Below are 20,457 nucleotides of genomic sequence, written 5' to 3'. Positions count from 1 at the left end.
GTGAAAGAAGAACAATTTACACTGGAAGAACAAGTCTTCCGTTTTGAAAAAGAAGAAACGAGCTGGCGGCTGGACCTTAAGCGTTCAGAAGTGGATAGCCAAGATTTACGCAATTTATGGATTTTGGATCTCCATCATCCCTTGTTTTTAGAGCAAAGCATGACAGCGGATCAAGACCAGATTCATCTGACCTATCAGACAGATGCGCTAGGCTTGAGTGCTGAAGAAATCAAGGCATTACCGGTTTCAGACCGTCTGCGTCTAGCTATCAATGTCTTGGATTTGGCGCCAGCCTTGGAGCTTCCGGTGACCTTTATGTTGCATCCTATCAATTTGTTTGTGACCAAGGATGCGCAAGTCAAGATCGCTTATCGCGGGGTGCCGGGAATGATGGTGCCACGCAAGTGGGATCAGGTTGAATTCTTGCGGCAGGCCAAGTGCTATGCGGTCACTCTTTTTGGGGACTGGGATTTCATGGAGCTCTATCAAGGCACACTTGAATTAGAAGATCTGCCTGATTTCTTGGTAGAAATCCGTGATGCTGCTAGCTTAGAAGAGATGAAAGCTCTCTTAGAGAAAGCCTACCAAGAACGCAAGGAAGAGGAAGAAAAGACCTTGACCTTGGTTTCAAGTCGTCAACACCGAATCTTTAAGTTGGCAACAGTATGGCTTTCAGCTGTAGTGGCCCTCTTACTCTTGCCCTTGATTTATTTGGTCTTTTTCCAAGCCCCCTTTAAAGAAAAGTTGCTTCAAGCGGATACTGCTTTTCTTAAAGTAGACTACACCGGTGTGATCGATGAGTTGGAGGGAGTGGCTCCAAGCAGTCTTCCAACGACACAGAAATACGAGTTGGCGACGTCTTACTTGCAAGGCTTGAATTTCTCAGAGGACCAAAAGAAGGTCATCCTCAACAACGTCACGCTCAAATCAGACAGTCTCTATCTCCACTACTGGATCTATATCGGCCGTCATGACTTTACCCAAGCGCTGGATACAGCCAAGCGGATCGACGATTCAGACTTGATCATCTATGCCCTTCGTAAAGAAATCAAGGCGACACGTGATAGCGAAAAACTCTCTGGTGAACAGCGCGAGAAGAAACTCTCTGAGCTAGAGGGCGAATACAAGAAATACTGGGATGCCCGTTCTAAACTCTTGGAAGCAGAGACAGATGAAACCAAATCTTCTACTAGCAGCTCAACAACGGCTTCATCTACGGAAGGTTCCTCAACAGAAAGCTCGTCTTCTACAACTGCAAGCTCGACTGAGTCTAGCGAACACAAGGAGTAGTCTATGAAAAAACGTATCATACTCTATAAAAAAGGTTTTCGCTATGAGTTAGCGCTAGAAGAGGGAAAGACAGCCACCGTATCGAATCAAGAAATAGCTCAGTTGACCCTTGCTTCGCAAGAAAATCCCCTTCATTTCCAATGGAGTCAAGGAGAAATCTTCTACCAGTATGGTGAAGACAAGGGTGTGCTTGGAAATAGCAAGATCCTTGGAGATGTGGTCTGCTACTTGGCGACAGGAGAAGTCCATACCTATGAACTGCTAGACAAGGAAGAAATTCTCGTAGCAGATGAAAAGGGTGCGGATGTGCGCTTGCACTATCCAGTACGCTTTCTCCTTGTGAGAAAAGAGCAGACTTGGACTTGCCAGCTCTTATCCGGAAAACTCTACCATAACCACAAACTAGTCAGTGAAGCAACGTTTCCACTAGCCTTTGGGGATGAGCTTGCCATTGGAGATGTGACCTTTAAGCTCTATCCGGAAGAATTTGGCGTGGAAGGGGCTGTCGAAGTGAGTCCTTATCTGGTGCCGCGTTTGCATTCACGCTATGACTTTTACAAGGACTATCCAGAGTACCACCGGTCTCCGCGGATCATCTACCGGAGTTCGGAAGACAAGATCTTGATCAATCCTCCGGGAGCGGAGCCTCAAAAGCCATCAGATGAACTCTTGAAGTTAATCATGCCACCCCTCATCATGGTTGGGGTGACCCTCTTGATCACCATTTTCCAACCGCGGGGGCTCTACATCATCGCGACAGTATCCATGTCTGTGGTTAGTGTGATCTTTTCGGTCCAAGGATTCTTCAAGAATCGTAAGAAATACAAAGAAGACAAGAAAGAGCGCGTGGAGCTCTACCATCTCTATCTCAAGGACAAGGCCAAGGACTTGGAACAGCTATCTCGTAAGCAGCGAGAAGGCATGTTTTACCATTTCCCAGCGATCGAAGATTTGACCAAGATGGTCAAACGCTATGACTCGCGAATCTACGAAAAAACACCGCTTCATTTTGACTTTTTGGCTTATCGTTTGGGCTTGGGCAAGGTTCCAACCAGCTATGAGCTCAAATATGGTCAGGAAGAGCGCAGTGGGAAGAAAGATGCCTTGGAAGAAGAAGGCTATGCTCTTTTCCAAGCTCATCAAAAGATCGACAATCTTCCGATTGTAGCCAGTCTTAATCGGGGACCTGTAGGGTACGTCGGTCCTCGTCCTATCGTGCTAGAGCAGTTGCAACTCCTGGTTTCCCAATTGGCTGTCTTTCACTCCTACCATGATCTGACCATTATTCCGATCATTCCAGAAGAAGAAAAAGAAAGCTGGGATTGGATGCGCTGGTTGCCTCATGCGACCCTACAAGACATGAATGTCCGTAGCTTTGTCTACAATCAGCGGACACGCGATCAGGTCTTGAACAGTCTCAACCAAATCCTCAAGCTCCGCAAGGCGCAAAAAGAGGAAGAAAAAGCCAATGATACCAAGATCTTCCACCCTCACTATGTGGTCCTCATCACTGATGAAACCTTGATTTTAGACCATGTCATCATGGAGTTCTTCCGTGAGGATCCGACAGAGCTAGGCTGTTCCATCATCTATGTGGCAGACGTGCTCTCATCTCTTTCTGAAAATATCCAAACGGTTATCTCTATCAAGGACCGCAACCAAGGGCAATTGCTCTTGCAAGAAGGGGTTCTTCGAGAACTTGACTTCCAATTGGATCACTTCCCAGAAGGCTATGATAAGGAAGCCATCTCGCGTGGCCTTGCCCCTCTGAAGCATATTCAACAGCTTAAGAGCTCGATTCCAGAATCGGTGACCTTCCTTGAAATGTACCAGGCGGAAACATTCAATGATCTTAAGGTCTTGAGTCGTTGGGAGAGCCATGCCCCTTACCAAAGTTTGGCAGTGCCGATCGGTCTGCGCGGGAAGGATGATTTGGTCTACCTCAATCTCCATGAAAAAGCTCATGGCCCCCACGGTTTGATCGCAGGGACAACCGGTTCTGGTAAGTCTGAGACTATTCAGTCTTATATCCTGAGCCTTGCCGTCAACTTCCACCCACACGATGTGGCTTTCCTCCTCATCGACTACAAGGGTGGGGGAATGGCCAATCTCTTCAAGGATCTGCCTCACTTGCTGGGGACCATCACCAACTTGGATGGTGCCCAGTCTATGCGGGCCCTAGCCTCTATCAATGCGGAGATCCATCGTCGTGAGCGGCTCTTTGGCCAATATGGAGTCAACCATATCAACCAATACCAAAAGAAATATAAACTGGGTGAAGCGACTGAACCGCTTCCTCACCTCTTCTTGATCAGTGACGAGTTCGCCGAACTCAAGGTCAACCAACCAGACTTCATCAAGGAATTGGTCTCTATCGCGCGTGTCGGGCGTTCCCTCGGGGTGCATTTGATCCTTGCGACGCAAAAACCTTCTGGGGTCGTGGATGACCAGATCTGGTCCAACTCCCGCTTCAAGCTAGCCCTCAAGGTGGCAGACCGTGGCGACTCTATGGAGATGCTGCGGACGGCAGATGCGGCTGAGATCACCCAGACCGGTCGTGCCTACCTCCAAGTCGGAAATAACGAAGTCTATGAACTCTTCCAAACAGCCTGGTCAGGAGCAGACTACCAGCCTGAGAAGGACCAGCTAGGGATCGAAGACCATACCATCTACTTGATCAATGAACTGGGCCAATACGAAGTCCTCAACCAAGACCTCTCTGGTCTGGATATGGCAGAAGAAATCAAGGAAGTGCCAACAGAGCTGGATGTCATCGTGCAGGAAATCAACCACTTGCACCAACAAGAAGGCATCGCAGCTGTGGCCCAACCATGGTTGCCACCACTCAAAGAGCGGATCACGCTGGATGAGTTGGACAAGGTCGTACCGATCGAGGCTTGGCAAAAACGGACAGCTCCAAGCGTCCTAATCGGGGTCGCCGATATTCCGCAAGCGCAAAAGCAAGAAGCTGTTGCTATCGATCTGTCAAAAGATGGGAATATCCTCCTTTACGGAAGTCCAGGTACAGGAAAGACCACTTTCCTCCAGACTGCCGCAATGGATCTGGCTCGCAAGCAGAGTCCAGAAAATCTGACCATGTATCTGCTTGATTTTGGAACCAATGGTTTAGCGCCCTTGACTCAATTGCCACATGTGGCCGATAGCCTCTTGCTGGATCAGACAGAGAAAATCCAGAAATTCATCCGGATCATCAACCGCGAGTTGGATCGCCGCAAGAAGCTCCTCTCTGAGCATGGTGTCGGCACCATCGCCCTTTACCGTGAAGTGACCGGCAAGCAAGAGCCAACCATGGTCATCCTTATGGATAGCTATGAGTCTATGAAGGACGAGCCTTATGAGACAGACCTCTTCAAGCTCTTCATGCGGATCTCCCGTGAAGGTCTCAGCATTGGTGTGCACTTGATCATCACAGCTAGCCGTCAGAACAACCTACGGGCTCAGCTCTATTCAAACTTCAAGCACCAGCTGACCTTGCCACAGAATGATATCTCTGAAGTCCGCGGTATCGTGGGAGCAACCCCACTAGCGTCTACGATGGAAGACATCAAGGGACGCGCGCTCATGAAGCGTGACGAAGTCGATGTCATCCAGTTCGCCCTACCAGTCGCAGGAGACAATGATATCCAAATCATCAACAACCTCCGCGACCAAGTCCAAAACCTCAAAGAGATGTGGACAGGCCAAACACCAGCAGGTATCCCAATGGTGCCAGATGAGTTGACAGAAGTAGCCTTCTATGGCCGTGAGGATGTAGCAGCCTTGTTGGATGAAGGCAAAGTCCCACTCGGATTGGATCTGGAAACAGTTGAGCCTGTGACATGGGATCTCAAGAAAGGCAACCTTCTCTATCTGACAGACAAAGAAGAGCAGATGACTCAATTCGTCAAACAAATTGCTCGTAGCAAGCAGAAGGTGATTGTGTTGGCGCCAGCCTATAATGAATTACCAGAGATGGAAGGTGTGACGATTCTCTCTACGAAGGAAGCCTATGTAGCTGGAATCAAGAAAATGGAAGAAAATATCCAATTGAGATTGGAACAGCAGAAATCGCAACATGAAGCAACGATTGTGCTATACAATCAGCTAGAACTTATGAATGATCTAAGTATGGATCTTCAATCTAGTCTGAACTATGTCCTTGAAAAAGGGGCGCGTGCAGGCTATGCTACAGTAGCCATGAGTGGTAGTCAGTTGAATCGAAAAATTGACGAAGTGTCAAAATCTATCAAACTCTATAAACAAGCGATCGTGGCCATGCGGATTACAGACCAAAGTGTCCTAAATGTTATCAATCGACCAGTTCGTGAAGAACCACTTGATAGCCAGGTGAACTACTATGTAGAAGATGGATTTGTAAGAAAAGTGAAAGTATTAATGAAATAGAAGGGAGATGAAATATGGGGAAAGCAGCCATAATTGCATCTATGAATGAAACAAGTCAAGCTATCTCAACACTAAATGCAAAAATTGCTAAATTAACTGAAATAAAAGGATCTTTAGAATCGTTTCCAACAACCGTCAACTATGTGTTAATTAACGATGAAAATATTAAAAGTAATTATAATATAGCAGGTGCGAAGTATTCAAAAGACACAAGTTTTGAACAAGATTTATTAAAGAACATTAAACGAGATTTTGATACAAAGATAGATAATGTTTCTGAGAAGGTGTCTAATAAGATTCATGAGTTAGAGAGTCAAAAGTTTGGATTAGAAAATAAAATGAATTTGTTACTTAATCAACTGTTGACGACAAAGGAGAAATAAAATATGAATGATGTTATTAAAGTTCATGATTTACCTGCAATAGGACGTTATGCAAAATCAATCCAACAATTTTCGAAAGAAGTTGAGGCGGCTGCCAGTGAAACAGAGAGGCAATTCAATTCTAAAACAGGAAATGGAAATGATGAGGCTTTAGCGTTAGTAGCTTTTTTTGAGCGTTTAAATATTTTGCAGAATCTAGTATTTCATAGATATCCGAAGTATATGGAAAATTTTGCAAGTAGTGTTTCTCACTTTGAAAGTAGTGTAAGCGGAGCAGGATTCGATAAAGAAGCTTGGACCAGTGGATCGGGTATGCAAGATTTAGTAAAAAAATTGACAGATGAGGGTTCAGATAGTCAGTTATACGCAATAAAGGATACTATTAAGCATCTACAAGAATTGTTTGATAGAGCAACTTCTGCTCTGGGGATTGAGAATGAAAGTTTAGAGGCAACAAAACAAGCAGCTGAAGGAGGTTTGGCAAGTTCTAAAGATTCACGACAAAAGACTCACAATCAGATTCAAACGTCGCATGATACTTTTAATGCAACATTATTTGAAGTTATGTCAGATTTAATGGGGATGAGCAAAGATATTGAAGAAGCAGAAGCAAAACTTGCTGTTGCACCGGATGTTGTGTTGGCTTCCATTGTCAACAAAACTCTTACATCTGATAAAGCTTACTACCTTGATGCGGTTCAAACTAAAGCAGATGCTGAAATTATGACCGTGATTTTAAGTGAAGGTGATGATAAAAAAGAGTTTTTCACGAAATTAGCAAATGTGAAGACGAAGGATTCTAGTTTAGAAGTGTCACAGATTATTGTAGAGCGTTTAATGTATGAGGTTAATCATCCAAAAGAAGATGGAAGTGTACCAAATTTATCGATTTTTATGGAGGTTCTGACTCAACGAGACCAAGAAAGTGTAAAGGATTATTCATTAAGATTGTCTGCAGCATCAGAAGCTACAGGAGGAGCTTACAAGGTTCAAGCTGACGATATAATGCCAAAATTTCCTCCGCAAGGTTCTCCACGAGAAGCTTATGATGAATATTTTAAAAAGAAGAATAGCAAAGAGGTCCGTAAGGCATTATTGTCTTTAAATAACAAGGTGGAATGGTATGAAAAACTAAATAGCCTTTTTATGTATACCGCTATTAATGAAATGGGGGAAGGTAAACCACAAACTCTTCAAGAACCTAAAATCAATGGTGGCTATGAAACTAAAATTTATCCCTCCTTACAAAAGGCTTTCTTTCACAAGGATAGTTTTAAATTAACAAAAGGAAAAGATGGTAAAGGATTCTCATTCTCTGTAACTCAAACACTTCCTGGTATTAAAAAGGTTAAAGCAGATATTATAGATGAAAAAACAGATTTGAATATTCAAGGGAATATAGATAAAATTAAAGATTTAACTCTTGAAAAAACAATGCTTTTTCCAAAAACAGTGGCTAATACAATGAAAGATTTAGCTAAGTTATATGCACCTGCTGGAGTTTTAATAGGAATTGTTGAGACAGGTATGAGTGAAGACAAAGATATCAAAAAGCTCATAGACAGTGGAGAAACAGTTTCTTCCTCAAAAATTTGGAATGATACGCCTGTAGATAAATACACTAGTAAAGCGGAGGGCGCTTTAAATATCTCTAAAAATATTTACGATTATTTTGATAAAAAAGAAAAATATGATAAAGAGATCAAAAATTTGAAGAACGACAGTGAGGCTGAGTTTTGGCAATATGGTGGGACATCATTCAAAGAGGAGGGGGCAAAGAGTAACAGTAGATACGTCAGCCCAAGCTTTGATGTGGAGGCCTATTTGAAACAACGAGATTTAGAGAAAAATGGCTTACGAACTTATATAGCTGAGACGGCTATGAAAAATGGGGAGGATCCGTATATTGCGTTACAGAATTTTAGTAAAGCAGTTAATAAGAGTAAGGCGAGTGGGGCGTATGATGCAGAACTGAAGGAACTTTTAAGTGGTGAAGGAGATCGTGATTATCAAATAGAGACAATCCCATTTAATAAGTTGTTCAGTGGATTAAAGGATGCAGAAAGCTCTATTAATGGTGGAAATAATTACGAAAATGGAAGTTCATATTTCACACGAGATTCCTATCGAAATTGGTCTTATTTAGATTATGTGACTGGAGTGGGTCAAGGAGGAAGTTGATATGAATAGAATAATAGAAAATAAACGAATATTTAAATTTATAGTCATTAGTTTGTTTTTGCTACTGTTAATTGTGATAAGCACATTAGCCTTTAAAAAAAATTATAAAAAACCTGAAAGTGCTGAATACTCAATTGAAAAATTTTCAAAGGTCGAAGATGCAGTTTACTTTTTTGGAAATCAACGGAAATATGTACTGTTAAATAATAACTCTGATTTTAATTTTGGTGGTGGGCGATTTGCTTATACGACAGAACGAAAAGTGATGACAAAAAAGGATGGTATCGATGTAACTGATGAAAAACGTATGCCAAAGTCAGATTATTGGAGACTTCGTCTATATGATTACAGCACAGAGAATTTAGCTGTTATACAAGTGGATTTGAACAAAGCAGTTGAAGAATATCGAGCAGATTTCTATCCTATTCGTTTTTCAATTTTTACCTATCATAATAATCCTAAAAACACTATTAATATAGATGTGAAAAATAAGAAAGGTATTTTTAAAACTTTCGTCTTGAATATTAATACTGGGAAAGTTGAAGGGGAGTTCAAAGAACGCTCAGATAAATATGATACCGTACCAAATTTTTATTACACAACATTAGGAGAGTATGTTAAAGGGAAGGGATATTTTGTAGATCATAATATTACCACTATTAGTGACTTTCAAAAAGAAGGTAAAAATTTGAATACAAATATCAATCTATTTAAGGACTATCCAGAAATTGAAGAGAAAATAAAAGATGATTGGATTTTTGAACCACAAGAACAATATGTGACACCAGAGGAGTGGTTTAATAAGGTCCTTTATTGGATGGCACCTCAGGGTGAAGAAAAGCTAACTATTTATGGTGTAGATAAAAAGGGTCAGGTATCAGATATTCCTATCACTACCTATGAGGAATACCAAGCTTGGATTCAAAAACAAGAATCGGAAAGGAGTAAGGATGAAGCGGATTAATCCAGAAAGAATTAAGAGTATCAAAGTGAGCATGAATTCATCCACAGATGAAATGTCAGACGGTGTTAAATCGTTAATTGAAGCTCCTGTAACAGGAAATTTTGAAGAATGCGTTAAGTTAACAAAAAAATCGATGGGTAACCTGGTCAAAACTGTAGATTCTTTGGATGCATATTTAAATAGTGTTGCCGATGCTTTTGCCAAAACGGATGCTAGTTTAGCAGCTTCAATTGATGGAGGGCTTTATAGTGTACCACCAAAGCAGACGTGGCAAGAGAAGCAAGAAAGCTATATTTCAGAGGGGAAAAATTTATCAGATAGATATAATCGTAGAAAATTAGTAGATGTTTATAATGGTCAATATAATGATTTTCCATCGTAATCAACCTTATGGATTACTAAAATAATCACATTATTGGTAAAATTTTTGTCTTTTTTAGGAGATTGATTTTTTAAAAAGAAATTTATTTTTTTGATTTAAACTTACTTTTTTCTCGTTTTGTTTTAAAGAATAGTAAGTAAAATGTGTAGAGCGAAAAATTACGTACAAGGGAAAACCACGGTTCTCTCTTTTAGAACGAAGACAAACGTCAATTTGATGTTTGTCTTTTTAAATCCAACTCAATCACAAAAGAAGGGAAATGATCCATGAAAAAGATGATGGTATTGCTGGCGAGTGTACTTGTTTTAACAGCCTGTGCTCAGCCTAAAAAAGAGGCCAAGGAGGCAACTGCAAGCAAAACGGAGCAAACTACAAAGGCTTCCCCGTCTGCTAAAGAGGAAAAGGGCTTGAAATTTGTAGTTGCACCTCAATATGAAGGAAAAACATCTGATTTGATTGAATTGGGTAAGAAGTTGGTTAAGGAGCATCCGGAAGTTGGCGATCAAGGGGATATCACTGTGTATTATACAGGGAACACCTATACTGTAGAGCAACAGGAATATGCAGTATTTATGTTGGTCAACAAAACGACAACGAATATTGACCATGATGCAACCTTTAAAATTAGCTGGAGTTATGATGGGAAATCTGTTTACCAAGATCAAGTAGTCCAGTATAGTCTATCGAACAACCCTAAGTTACCGACCCAATCAGCGACTCTCTTATTGCTTCCTTTGACGAGCGAACAAAGCTCGATCGTAGAGAAGATATCGGATGAAACGAAGATGAGTCTGAGTATCACAGACATTATGATGAAGTAGGTTTGGGGATGCCTGATATCAGAATACTTCTAGTCATTGCTGTGGCTGTTATTGGATTTCCTTTGTTTGTCGTACTCTTTTTTGGACATTTCTATAGAAGAGAAGTTAGGATTAAGACCCTCTCGTCAAAGAGCGTTGAGGGAGTGGTAGTTGGCTATAAGAGGGCACAAATTGTAGAATACATAGTGGATGGTCAGACCTATCATAATAGCCTGAAATATTATTGGGTGATGCGGGCAACCCTTCCTTGGAAAACGAATCAAGCGGCTAGCGACATTGATTTGATGGCGCAAAGGATAACTATTTACACCAATTCTACAGTCTCAAAGGGGAATCTTTTTCAGGATGCTTTTCCACTGGGATCGACCATGACGGTCTGGTATAATCCAGCCTGTCCAAAAGAATCATACGTTGAACGCTATAGTGGACTAGACAAATCTTATAAGCGGGAAATGTGGATTGGAATCTGGATGTTGATTTTATTGCCTATTTTAGCAGTTGTGGCTATTATCATGGGGATGAAGTATAAATGATGGATCAGCCCTAATTGAATAAAAGATGAAAAGAAATCACCGTCCTATCGGTGATTTTTTCGTCTTCACTTCCCCCTCGAATTAATCCTTAAATTGTGATAAAATAAGGGTTACGAATGTTTTTGAATGGTCTGTTTTTGCTTAGAAGTGGGCTACTCAAAAGCGAGCAAAAGAATCAAGATCAAGGGAGAAACAATGTCCAACACCTTTGAAATTTTAATGGATCAGCTGGATATGCCGCTGGATATGCGATCTTCCAGTGCCTTTTTGCATGCGGAGATTCAAGAAGTCGTGGTGCACAAGGTTAGTCGGGTCTGGGAGTTCCGCTTTGCTTTTGCGGAAGTCTTGCCGATTGCTTTGTTTAAGGAATTGCGCCAGCGCTTGAAGGATGAATTTTCAAAGACAGGAAACCAGGCGACCTTTACCATCCAAGTGGCCAATCAGGATTTTTCTGCGGATTTATTGCAGGCCTACTATCGTGAGGTCTTTGAGGAAGGTCCTTGTGCTAGTCAAGGCTTTAAGGGACTATATCAAGACTTGCAGGTGCGCGCGGAAGGGCAGGAATTGATCATCTCAGGGCCTTCTTCGGTCGATACGGAGCATTTTCGTAAGAACCATTTGCCCAACCTTGCCAAGCAGTTGGAAGCCTTTGGTTTTCCACATTTCACCTGTCGAGTGGAGTCTGATGATGCGCTGACAGAGCAAGAAGTGGCGCGCTTTGAGGAGGAAAATGAAAAGATCTTCCAAGCGGCCAATGAAGAGACCTTGCGGGCTATGGAATCCTTGGCCCAGATGGCTCCGCCACCAGTAGTTGAAGAAAAGCCAGTTTTTGACTTCAAGGCTAAGAAGGCTGCGGCTAAACCTAAGCTAGACAAGGCTGAGATCACTCCGATGATCGAGATCACAACAGAAGAGAACCGGATTGTCTTTGAGGGTGTGGTCTTTGACGTGGAGCACAAGGTGACGCGGACTGGTCGGGTCTTGATCAGCTTTAAGATGACCGACTATACCTCGAGTTTTTCCCTTCAGAAATGGGTTAAAAATGAGGAAGAAGCCCAGAAGTTTGACATGATCAAGAAGAACAGCTGGCTACGGGTGCGGGGAAATATCGAAATGAACAATTTCACGCGCGACTTGACCATGAATGTCCAAGATATCCAGGAAGTCGTGCATTATGCCCGCAAGGACCTGATGCCAGAGGGTGAGCGCCGGGTGGAATTCCACGCCCATACCAATATGTCGACTATGGATGCCCTGCCGGAAGTCGAAGAGCTGATCGCCAAGGCAGCTGAGTGGGGGCATAAGGCGGTGGCTATCACTGACCATGGCAATGTGCAGAGTTTCCCGCATGGCTTTAAAGCAGCCAAGAAAGCTGGGATCCAGCTGATTTATGGGATGGAAGCCAATATCGTAGAGGACAAGGTGCCCATCACCTATAATGAGGTGGACCTGGACCTCAATGAAGCGACCTATGTGGTCTTTGACGTGGAAACGACGGGACTTTCAGCCATCTACAATGACTTGATCCAGGTCGCTGCTTCTAAGATGTACAAGGGCAATGTCATTGAGGAGTTTGACGAGTTTATCGACCCGGGACATCCTCTGTCTGCCTTTACGACCCAATTGACAGGGATCACCAATGAGCATGTCCGGGGTGCCAAGCCCTTGGTGCAGGTTTTGAAGGAGTTTCAGGCCTTCTGTGAGGGAACCGTTCTTGTCGCCCACAATGCCACCTTTGACGTGGGCTTCATGAATGCCAACTATGAGCGTCATGGTCTTCCCAAGATCACTCAACCAGTCATCGATACCCTGGAATTTGCCCGTAACCTCTATCCAGATTTTAAACGGCATGGCTTGGGGCCATTGACCAAGCGCTTTGGGGTAGGCTTGGAGCACCACCACATGGCCAACTACGATGCGGAAGCGACGGGGCGCTTGCTTTTCATCTTTATCAAGGATGTAGCAGAAAAGCATGGCGTGACCAATCTAGCCAAGCTGAATTTGGATTTGATTAGTCCAGATTCCTACAAAAAGGCGCGGGTCAAGCATGCGACCCTCTATGTTAAGAACCAGACTGGCCTTAAGAACATGTTTAAACTGGTCTCTCTTTCTGGGACCAAATATTTCGAAGGAGTTCCACGGATTCCCAAGACCGTGCTGGACGCCCACCGCGAGGGCTTGATCCTCGGATCGGCCTGCTCGGAAGGGGAAGTCTTTGATGCGGTCATGTCGCAAGGTGTGGATGCGGCAGTCGAAGTGGCTAAGTACTACGACTTTATCGAGGTTATGCCACCGGCTATCTATGCACCCCTCATTGCCAAGGAGCAGGTCAAGGACATGGAGGAGCTCCAGACCATTATCAAGAGCTTGATCGAAGTGGGGGATCGTCTCGGCAAGCCTGTTCTTGCGACAGGAAATGTCCACTATCTGGAGCCGGAAGATGAGATCTATCGGGAGATCATTGTCCGTAGTCTCGGTCAAGGGGCTATGATTAACCGGACCATCGGGCACGGAGAAGATGCCCAGCCAGCGCCACTGCCAAAAGCGCATTTCAGAACTACCAATGAAATGTTGGATGAATTTGCCTTTTTGGGAGAAGACTTGGCGCGCAAGATTGTTATTGAAAACACCAATGCGCTCGCAGAGACCTTTGAGCCGGTCGAAGTGGTCAAGGGTGACCTCTATACGCCATTTATCGACAAAGCCGAAGAAACGGTTGCGGAATTGACCTATAAGCGAGCCTTCGAGATCTATGGTAATCCGCTCCCTGATATTGTCGATTTGCGGATTGAAAAGGAATTAACCTCCATCTTGGGGAATGGCTTTGCCGTGATTTATCTGGCATCGCAAATGCTGGTGCACCGTTCCAATGAGCGGGGCTACCTGGTTGGATCGCGTGGATCCGTTGGATCAAGCTTTGTCGCGACCATGATTGGGATCACCGAGGTTAATCCGCTTTCGCCTCACTATGTTTGTAGCCAGTGCCAGTACAGTGAGTTCATCACAGACGGTTCTTATGGATCTGGTTTTGATATGCCAGACAAGGATTGTCCAAACTGTGGCCACAAGCTCAGCAAAAATGGCCAGGATATTCCTTTTGAAACCTTCCTTGGTTTCGATGGGGACAAGGTACCCGATATCGATTTGAACTTCTCTGGGGAAGACCAGCCGAGTGCCCACTTGGATGTCCGGGATATCTTTGGGGAAGAATATGCCTTCCGGGCAGGAACGGTAGGTACGGTCGCAGCTAAGACTGCCTACGGCTTTGTCAAGGGTTATGAGCGGGACTATGGCAAGTACTACCGGGATGCCGAGGTCGAGCGCTTAGCTCTTGGTGCAGCTGGGGTCAAACGGACGACCGGTCAGCACCCGGGGGGAATCGTTGTTATTCCAAACTATATGGATGTCTATGACTTTACTCCAGTCCAGTATCCGGCAGATGATGTGACAGCTGAATGGCAGACCACCCACTTTAACTTCCACGATATCGATGAGAACGTCCTCAAGCTCGATGTCCTGGGACATGATGATCCGACCATGATTCGGAAGCTCCAGGACTTGTCAGGTATTGATCCAAATGATATCCCTATGGATGATCCAGGGGTCATGGCCCTCTTTTCTGGGACAGAAGTGCTAGGGGTAACAGCCGAGCAGATTGGAACACCGACAGGGATGTTGGGGATTCCAGAGTTTGGGACCAACTTTGTTCGGGGCATGGTCGAAGAGACTCATCCGACGACCTTCGCAGAGTTACTTCAGCTCTCTGGTCTTTCTCACGGTACCGACGTGTGGTTGGGAAATGCCCAAGACTTGATCAAGGCGGGCATTGCCGATCTATCGACCGTTATCGGGTGTCGGGACGACATCATGGTGTACCTCATGCACGCAGGTCTCAAGCCTAAGATGGCCTTTACCATCATGGAGCGCGTGAGGAAAGGGATGTGGCTCAAGATCTCAGAAGAAGAGCGCAATGGCTACATCCAAGCCATGAAGGAAAACAATGTCCCTGAATGGTACATCGAGTCCTGTGGAAAAATCAAGTACATGTTCCCGAAAGCCCATGCGGCGGCCTATGTTATGATGGCCCTTCGTGTAGCCTACTTTAAGGTACATCATCCACTTTATTACTACTGTGCTTACTTCTCGATTCGGGCCAAGGCTTTTGACATCAAAACCATGGGTGCAGGCCTTGAGGCCGTGAAAGCGCGGATGAAAGAAATCGCTGAAAAACGCAAGAACAACGAAGCTTCTAATGTAGAGATCGATCTCTACACCACCCTTGAGATTGTCAATGAAATGTGGGAGCGGGGCTTCAAGTTTGGCAAGCTAGACCTCTATCGCAGTCAGGCGACAGAATTCTTGATTGATGGGGATACCCTGATTCCGCCATTTGTCGCTATGGATGGTCTGGGAGAGAACGTTGCCAAGCAAATCGTGCGGGCGCGTGAAGAAGGAGAATTCCTCTCTAAGACCGAGCTCCGGAAGCGCGGCGGTGTTTCGTCCACCCTGGTTGAAAAGATGGATGAGATGGGCATTCTTGGCAATATGCCAGAGGATAACCAGTTGAGCCTCTTTGATGATTTGTTCTAGAAACAAAGGAGGAGAACATGAAGGTAGAAATTTTTGCAGAAGACAAACCAGCTGAAAAAGTCTTTGAGTACAAGCTAGAAGTGGCAGACAATGTGCTGCTCCTTTCCACCGCGATGATCTCAGGAGCGATTGCTCTAGCCGGCTTATTTTCAGCCTTGAAAGATTAACTGACAGCCTCTATTTTCCTTTTGAAAATAGAGGTTTTTCAGTCCTTTCAGATCTGATAAGTGTTTTCTTTGGCACTGGATTGTGTTACAATTTTTAGTGACAAGTGTTTATAACAAGTAAACAGAAAAACAATGGATGTTCTTCCAAAAAGAGGAAACAGAGGAGAAGCGTGTGGCAAGATATTTAGTAGGGCCTTACAATAATAGTTGGAATTTTATGGATGCGCTTGAAAAAGCGCAGGATGGTGATACCATCGAGTTTGAAAATGGGTATGTCTTTCAATGGCCGACAAATAAAGTGATCGAGATCGACAAGAACCTTCATTTTGTGGGGCATGTGGTCCCAAATCCAAATGGCAATGGGCGCATGTTTAACAACACGATTGAGGCTTCCTTCCGATTTGTAGAGGGAGCTCAGGTGACATTTGAAGATCTGTGGTTTAAAGTTGGTGGGAATTATACTGCCTTGCTCTTATGGAATAGCTCAGATATCACCTGTAAACAGGTCTATTTTGAAGCAACCACTCCGACAAATAGTGAATTTTTTATCTATATGGATACGCATTCGAAGTTGACACTGGAAGGAGTCGGGATGAAGGTTCCGGAAAAACACCAAAGTGCCATCGGTATGTCCGCTTCGGAATTGACTATTCGCAATTCAACGATTTTTTCTAAGATTGATCTGTCAGAAGGATCTAAATTGACCTTAGAAAATGTCCATATTGAAAAATTTGGGAATAATACGATCCATGCCAAGGACTCAGAAGTGATCGCAAAAAATTCAACGATTACAGGCGGGGATCTGGAAAAGGACTTTCCACCAGTTTGGTTGAGGAATGTCATCTGGGAGTCTGAAAACTGTAAAATTGAGTTGCCTACTGGTACTGGGGTCTGTCTTGATAATAATGTTCAATTCAATTCGGATTCGGATCATATGACCTCCATCAATTCATACAATAGTATGATCCGAGCTCATCAAGCTACATTTTCAGAATTTTTATGCGTCTATGAAGAATCCTTTGCTTCCCTGACTGGAGAAACAACCTTCTTGAATGAGAATGCTCAAACCATTTCATTTGGAGTTTTTGATGATGGTGTGCTGATGGCTGAGCATATGATTTGTCATAAGATTGCGGATCCCAATATACGGCTTCAAGGTGGAGCTTTTGCGAAGGTGGGCACCGTGACCTATAGGCAGGGCGATGCGCGTGATCTGACCAAGGAAATCGAGGATGACTGTGACTATCTTGTTGGCAGAGAAGTGGCGAAGGGCAATGCGCAAGTCGTTCCTACGGGACAGACGACGGATGCAACGGTGGCTCCAACCACCGCAAGAGACTCTGAACCAGAGAAGAAACAAGATGCTCTTCAAGAACTCAATAGCCTGATTGGTCTTGAAAAAGTCAAACATGAGATCAAGAAAATGATCAACATGGTGGAATTTAACAAGAAACGAATCGCCAGTGGCAAGGCTCCTGAAAAGCAAACCTTGCATGCTGCCTTTATGGGAAATCCTGGTACAGGGAAAACCACTGTGGCCCGTCTGTTGGGACAAGTGCTCTTTGATGCAGGTGTCCTCTCAGGAGAAGAATTCCGTTTCGTGGAAGCAACGGAGTCCGATCTGATCTCTTCAAATATTGGAGGAACAGCTGAACAGACCCAAGCCCTGCTTGAAAAAGCGCGAGGAGGCATCCTCTTTATTGATGAAGCCTATAGCTTGGATAAAAAGGACAGCGGTGCGGACTTTGGGATCGAGGCGATCAATACCATCCTCAAATTTATGGAGGACAATCGTGACGACATCATGATTATCTTTGCCGGCTATACCAAGGAAATGGAGGAGTTCTTAAAGACCAATCCAGGCCTTCGTTCTCGGGTACCAAATAATTTCATCTTTGAAGATTTTACAGGAGATGAGATTGTCCAACTAGGTGAAATGATCCTAAGCAAAGGAGACTACAAACTCGAAGACCGGGATTACTATGCGCGGCATGTTAAGCGGGCTTATGATGGCTCGCTAGATAAGAGCAATGGTCGCTGGATCCGTAACCTGGATGAACAATTGACCAAGACCATGGCAGATCGGGTGGTGGCCCAAGGTTCTGACGATATTGAGACCATCCTCAATAGCGATATCGATGCTGTTCTTAACCAAGGAAAGTATCAAGCCGGAGCCGACAAGGAAGAAGATGGAATGGCCGCCCTCAACCGTTTGGTTGGAATTGCTAAGGTGAAAGAGCAAGTCGAACAATTCGTAGCCATGGCTGAGTTCAATCAAAAACGAGCTGAACAAGGTGGCATCGTCGAAGACATGACCTTGCACTCCCTCTTTCTTGGAAATCCTGGTACAGGGAAGACCACCGTGGCCCGCATTTTGGGCAATATCCTCTTCCAAAAAGGGGTTATCAAGCAGAAGAAATTCATCGAAGTATCGCGGAGCAATCTGGTTGGAGGCTACCAAGGTCAAACAGCTTTGAAGACGCGCGAAGTCCTAGAAAGTGCACTGGGGGGAGTCCTCTTTATCGATGAGGCCTATACGCTCTATACCGGTTTAAATGACGATTTTGGGAAAGAAGCCTTGGACGAAGTCCTCAAATTTATGGAGGACCACCGCCGCGATATCGTTATTATCTTTGCAGGCTATACAAAAGAGATGCACGACTTCTTGCAGGTCAATTCAGGTCTGCAAAGCCGGATCCCGACTACATTTGATTTTGAAGACTACAGCCCAGATGAGATCGTCGAGATCGGTCTGTTGGGATTGCGCAAGCAAGGCTACCAAGTCAATGAAGCTCTTTATGGAGAGATCGTCAGAGGAAATTATATGCGTGCCAATGACCATAGTAATGGTCGCTGGGTCCGCAATCTCAATGAAAAACTCTTGCGCCAAGTATCGACGCGAGTAACCCGTGAAGGTAGTACGGATTACAATTCGATTTTGGATCAAGATTTGGAAGTCTTGAGGGAGAATGGCAATTCTGGGCATCCCCATACAGTGGATGATCAAGGCTATGTTCTTCCTTAAGCAAGAAGGAACAAGAAAAAGAGGCTGGGACAAAAGTCCTAGCCTCTCAATTATTTTTGGATTGTCGAGCAAGACGCAGTGGTTGAGTGGGCTCTACTACGCTGATTTCATCAGCTTTTACAGCCCTACTCAACTGTGCGGAGGTGGGACGACGAAATCGAATTCTAACGAATTACCGATTTCTGTCCCACTCTCTTTTTGCATGGACTTATGGTATACTAGAAGGAGATCATTCACTTATGAAGGAGAAAACAATGGTTTTACCAAATTTTAAAGAAAACCTCGAAAAATACGCAAAATTGTTGGTGGCGAACGGCATCAACGTGCAACCTGGCCATACCTTGGTCTTGAACATTGATGTGGAACAAAGAGAATTGGCCCACTTGATTGTGAAGGAAGCCTATGCCTTGGGGGCCCACGAAGTGATTGTCCAATGGGCAGATGATTTCACTACCCGGGAAAAATTCCTCCATGCACCGATGGATCGTTTGGACAATGTGCCAGACTACAAGATCGCGGAGATGAACTACCTCTTAGACCACAAAGCTAGTCGCTTGGGTGTACGCTCGTCTGATCCAGGTGCCTTGAACGGCGTTGATGCAGAGAAGCTTTCTGCTTCTGCCAAGGCTTTGGGCATGGCTATGAAACCAATGCGCATCGCCACTCAATCCAACAAGGTCAGCTGGACCGTTGCTGCAGCAGCTGGTTTAGAATGGGCGAAAAAAGTCTTCCCAAATGCGGCGAGCGATGAAGAAGCAGTGGATCTCCTGTGGGATCAAATCTTCAAGACCTGCCGGGTGTACGAAGAAGATCCAGTCAAGGCTTGGGAAGAGCATGCTGCTATTTTGAAGAGCAAGGCAGATACACTTAATAAAGAACAATTCTCAGCCCTTCATTACACAGCTCCTGGGACTGATTTGACTCTTGGCTTGCCGAAAAACCACGTCTGGGAATCTGCCGGAGCCATCAATGCCCAAGGTGAAAGCTTCTTGCCAAATATGCCGACAGAAGAGGTCTTCACAGCTCCTGACTTCCGTCGTGCAGAAGGTTATGTCACTTCCACAAAACCGCTTAGCTACAATGGGAACATCATCGAAGGCATCAAAGTGACCTTTGAAAATGGAGAAATTGTGGATATCACAGCAGAAAAAGGCGATCAAGTCATGAAAGATTTGGTCTTCAAAAACAAGGGAGCGCGTGCCTTGGGTGAATGTGCCCTCGTCCCAGATCCAAGTCCAATTTCCCAATCAGGCATTACCTTCTTTAATACTCTCTTTGATGAAAATGCCTCTAACCACTTGGCCATCGGGGCAGCCTATGCAACCAGCGTAGAAGGTGGCGCAGAGTTCACAGAAGAAGAACTCGAAGCAGCCGGCCTCAATCGCTCAGATGTCCACGTCGACTTCATGATCGGCTCAAGCCAAATGAATATCGACGGCATCCGAGAAGACGGCACCCGCGTCCCAGTCTTCCGCAACGGAGATTGGGCAATATAGGGAGCAAAACAGAAATCAGTGACTCGAAGAGTTTGATTTCGTAGTTTTGCCCCCGCACAGTTGATTAGGAAGTACAAGTACCGTAGGTAGGAGTAGTTCCAATCAACCACTGCGCCGAGAGACAGAAATCAGTAACTCGAAGAGTTTGATTTCTACCTCGCTTTTCGGTTTTAAGGCTCGGGCAAAAAAGCTCCACAGGACCTTTTTAGTACCCCCGCCCA

The 20,457-nt window shown here is 44.5% G+C and carries 12 protein-coding genes; all 12 read left to right on the top strand.

The annotated features are described in order from the left end of the window. The 12 genes from essB to WKT08_RS09015 all read left to right on the top strand — a co-directional run bounded on the left by essB (position 1) and on the right by WKT08_RS09015 (position 20,236). Positions 1-1,290, top strand: a complete 1,290-nt coding sequence (gene essB / locus WKT08_RS09070) for a type VII secretion protein EssB (protein WP_340281550.1) — start codon at positions 1-3, stop codon at positions 1,288-1,290. Positions 1,291-1,293: 3 nt separating this feature from the next. Beyond that, positions 1,294-5,694 carry a type VII secretion protein EssC gene (essC, locus tag WKT08_RS09065; RefSeq protein WP_340281548.1) on the top strand — a complete coding sequence of 1,467 codons (4,401 nt, stop codon included), beginning with the start codon at positions 1,294-1,296 and terminating at the stop codon, positions 5,692-5,694. 14 nt (positions 5,695-5,708) lie between these two features. Next, positions 5,709-6,077 (top strand): hypothetical protein, encoded by a 369-nt coding sequence (locus WKT08_RS09060; RefSeq protein ID WP_118397317.1) that lies wholly within the window; start codon positions 5,709-5,711, stop codon positions 6,075-6,077. Positions 6,078-6,080: 3 nt separating this feature from the next. Then, entirely contained in the window at positions 6,081-8,258 is a 2,178-nt protein-coding gene (locus WKT08_RS09055; protein WP_118397320.1) for a hypothetical protein, read from the top strand. A 1-nt stretch (position 8,259) separates the two neighbouring features. Next, on the top strand, positions 8,260-9,222 hold the full coding sequence (locus WKT08_RS09050) for a hypothetical protein (protein WP_118397323.1): 963 nt from the start codon (positions 8,260-8,262) through the stop codon (positions 9,220-9,222). Continuing rightward, positions 9,209-9,604 carry a hypothetical protein gene (locus WKT08_RS09045; RefSeq protein WP_118397326.1) on the top strand — a complete coding sequence of 132 codons (396 nt, stop codon included), beginning with the start codon at positions 9,209-9,211 and terminating at the stop codon, positions 9,602-9,604. The genes WKT08_RS09050 and WKT08_RS09045 overlap by 14 nt, the downstream gene beginning before the upstream one ends. A gap of 266 nt (positions 9,605-9,870) precedes the next feature. Next, positions 9,871-10,425, top strand: a complete 555-nt coding sequence (locus WKT08_RS09040) for a hypothetical protein (RefSeq protein WP_340281542.1) — start codon at positions 9,871-9,873, stop codon at positions 10,423-10,425. 143 nt (positions 10,426-10,568) lie between these two features. Then, a complete protein-coding gene (locus tag WKT08_RS09035) occupies positions 10,569-10,958 on the top strand; it encodes a DUF3592 domain-containing protein (RefSeq protein WP_422664237.1) in 390 nt (129 codons plus the stop codon). 195 nt (positions 10,959-11,153) lie between these two features. Next, positions 11,154-15,548, top strand: coding sequence for a PolC-type DNA polymerase III (locus WKT08_RS09030; protein WP_340281539.1), 4,395 nt, complete (start codon positions 11,154-11,156; stop codon positions 15,546-15,548). Between the two features lie 17 nt (positions 15,549-15,565). Continuing rightward, positions 15,566-15,715, top strand: a complete 150-nt coding sequence (locus WKT08_RS09025; RefSeq protein ID WP_118228571.1) for a hypothetical protein — start codon at positions 15,566-15,568, stop codon at positions 15,713-15,715. 172 nt (positions 15,716-15,887) lie between these two features. Further along, a complete protein-coding gene (locus WKT08_RS09020; protein WP_340281535.1) occupies positions 15,888-18,740 on the top strand; it encodes an AAA family ATPase in 2,853 nt (950 codons plus the stop codon). A 254-nt stretch (positions 18,741-18,994) separates the two neighbouring features. Further along, positions 18,995-20,236 carry an aminopeptidase gene (locus tag WKT08_RS09015; RefSeq protein WP_150905266.1) on the top strand — a complete coding sequence of 414 codons (1,242 nt, stop codon included), beginning with the start codon at positions 18,995-18,997 and terminating at the stop codon, positions 20,234-20,236. Positions 20,237-20,457: the final 221 nt, after the last annotated feature.

The organism is Streptococcus sp. HCA-5024, assembly GCF_037890265.1.
GTDB classification, from domain to species: domain Bacteria; phylum Bacillota; class Bacilli; order Lactobacillales; family Streptococcaceae; genus Streptococcus; species Streptococcus lingualis.
The sequence above is the reverse complement of the archived record's forward strand: the minus strand, read 5'-3'. Positions and strand labels throughout refer to the sequence as shown.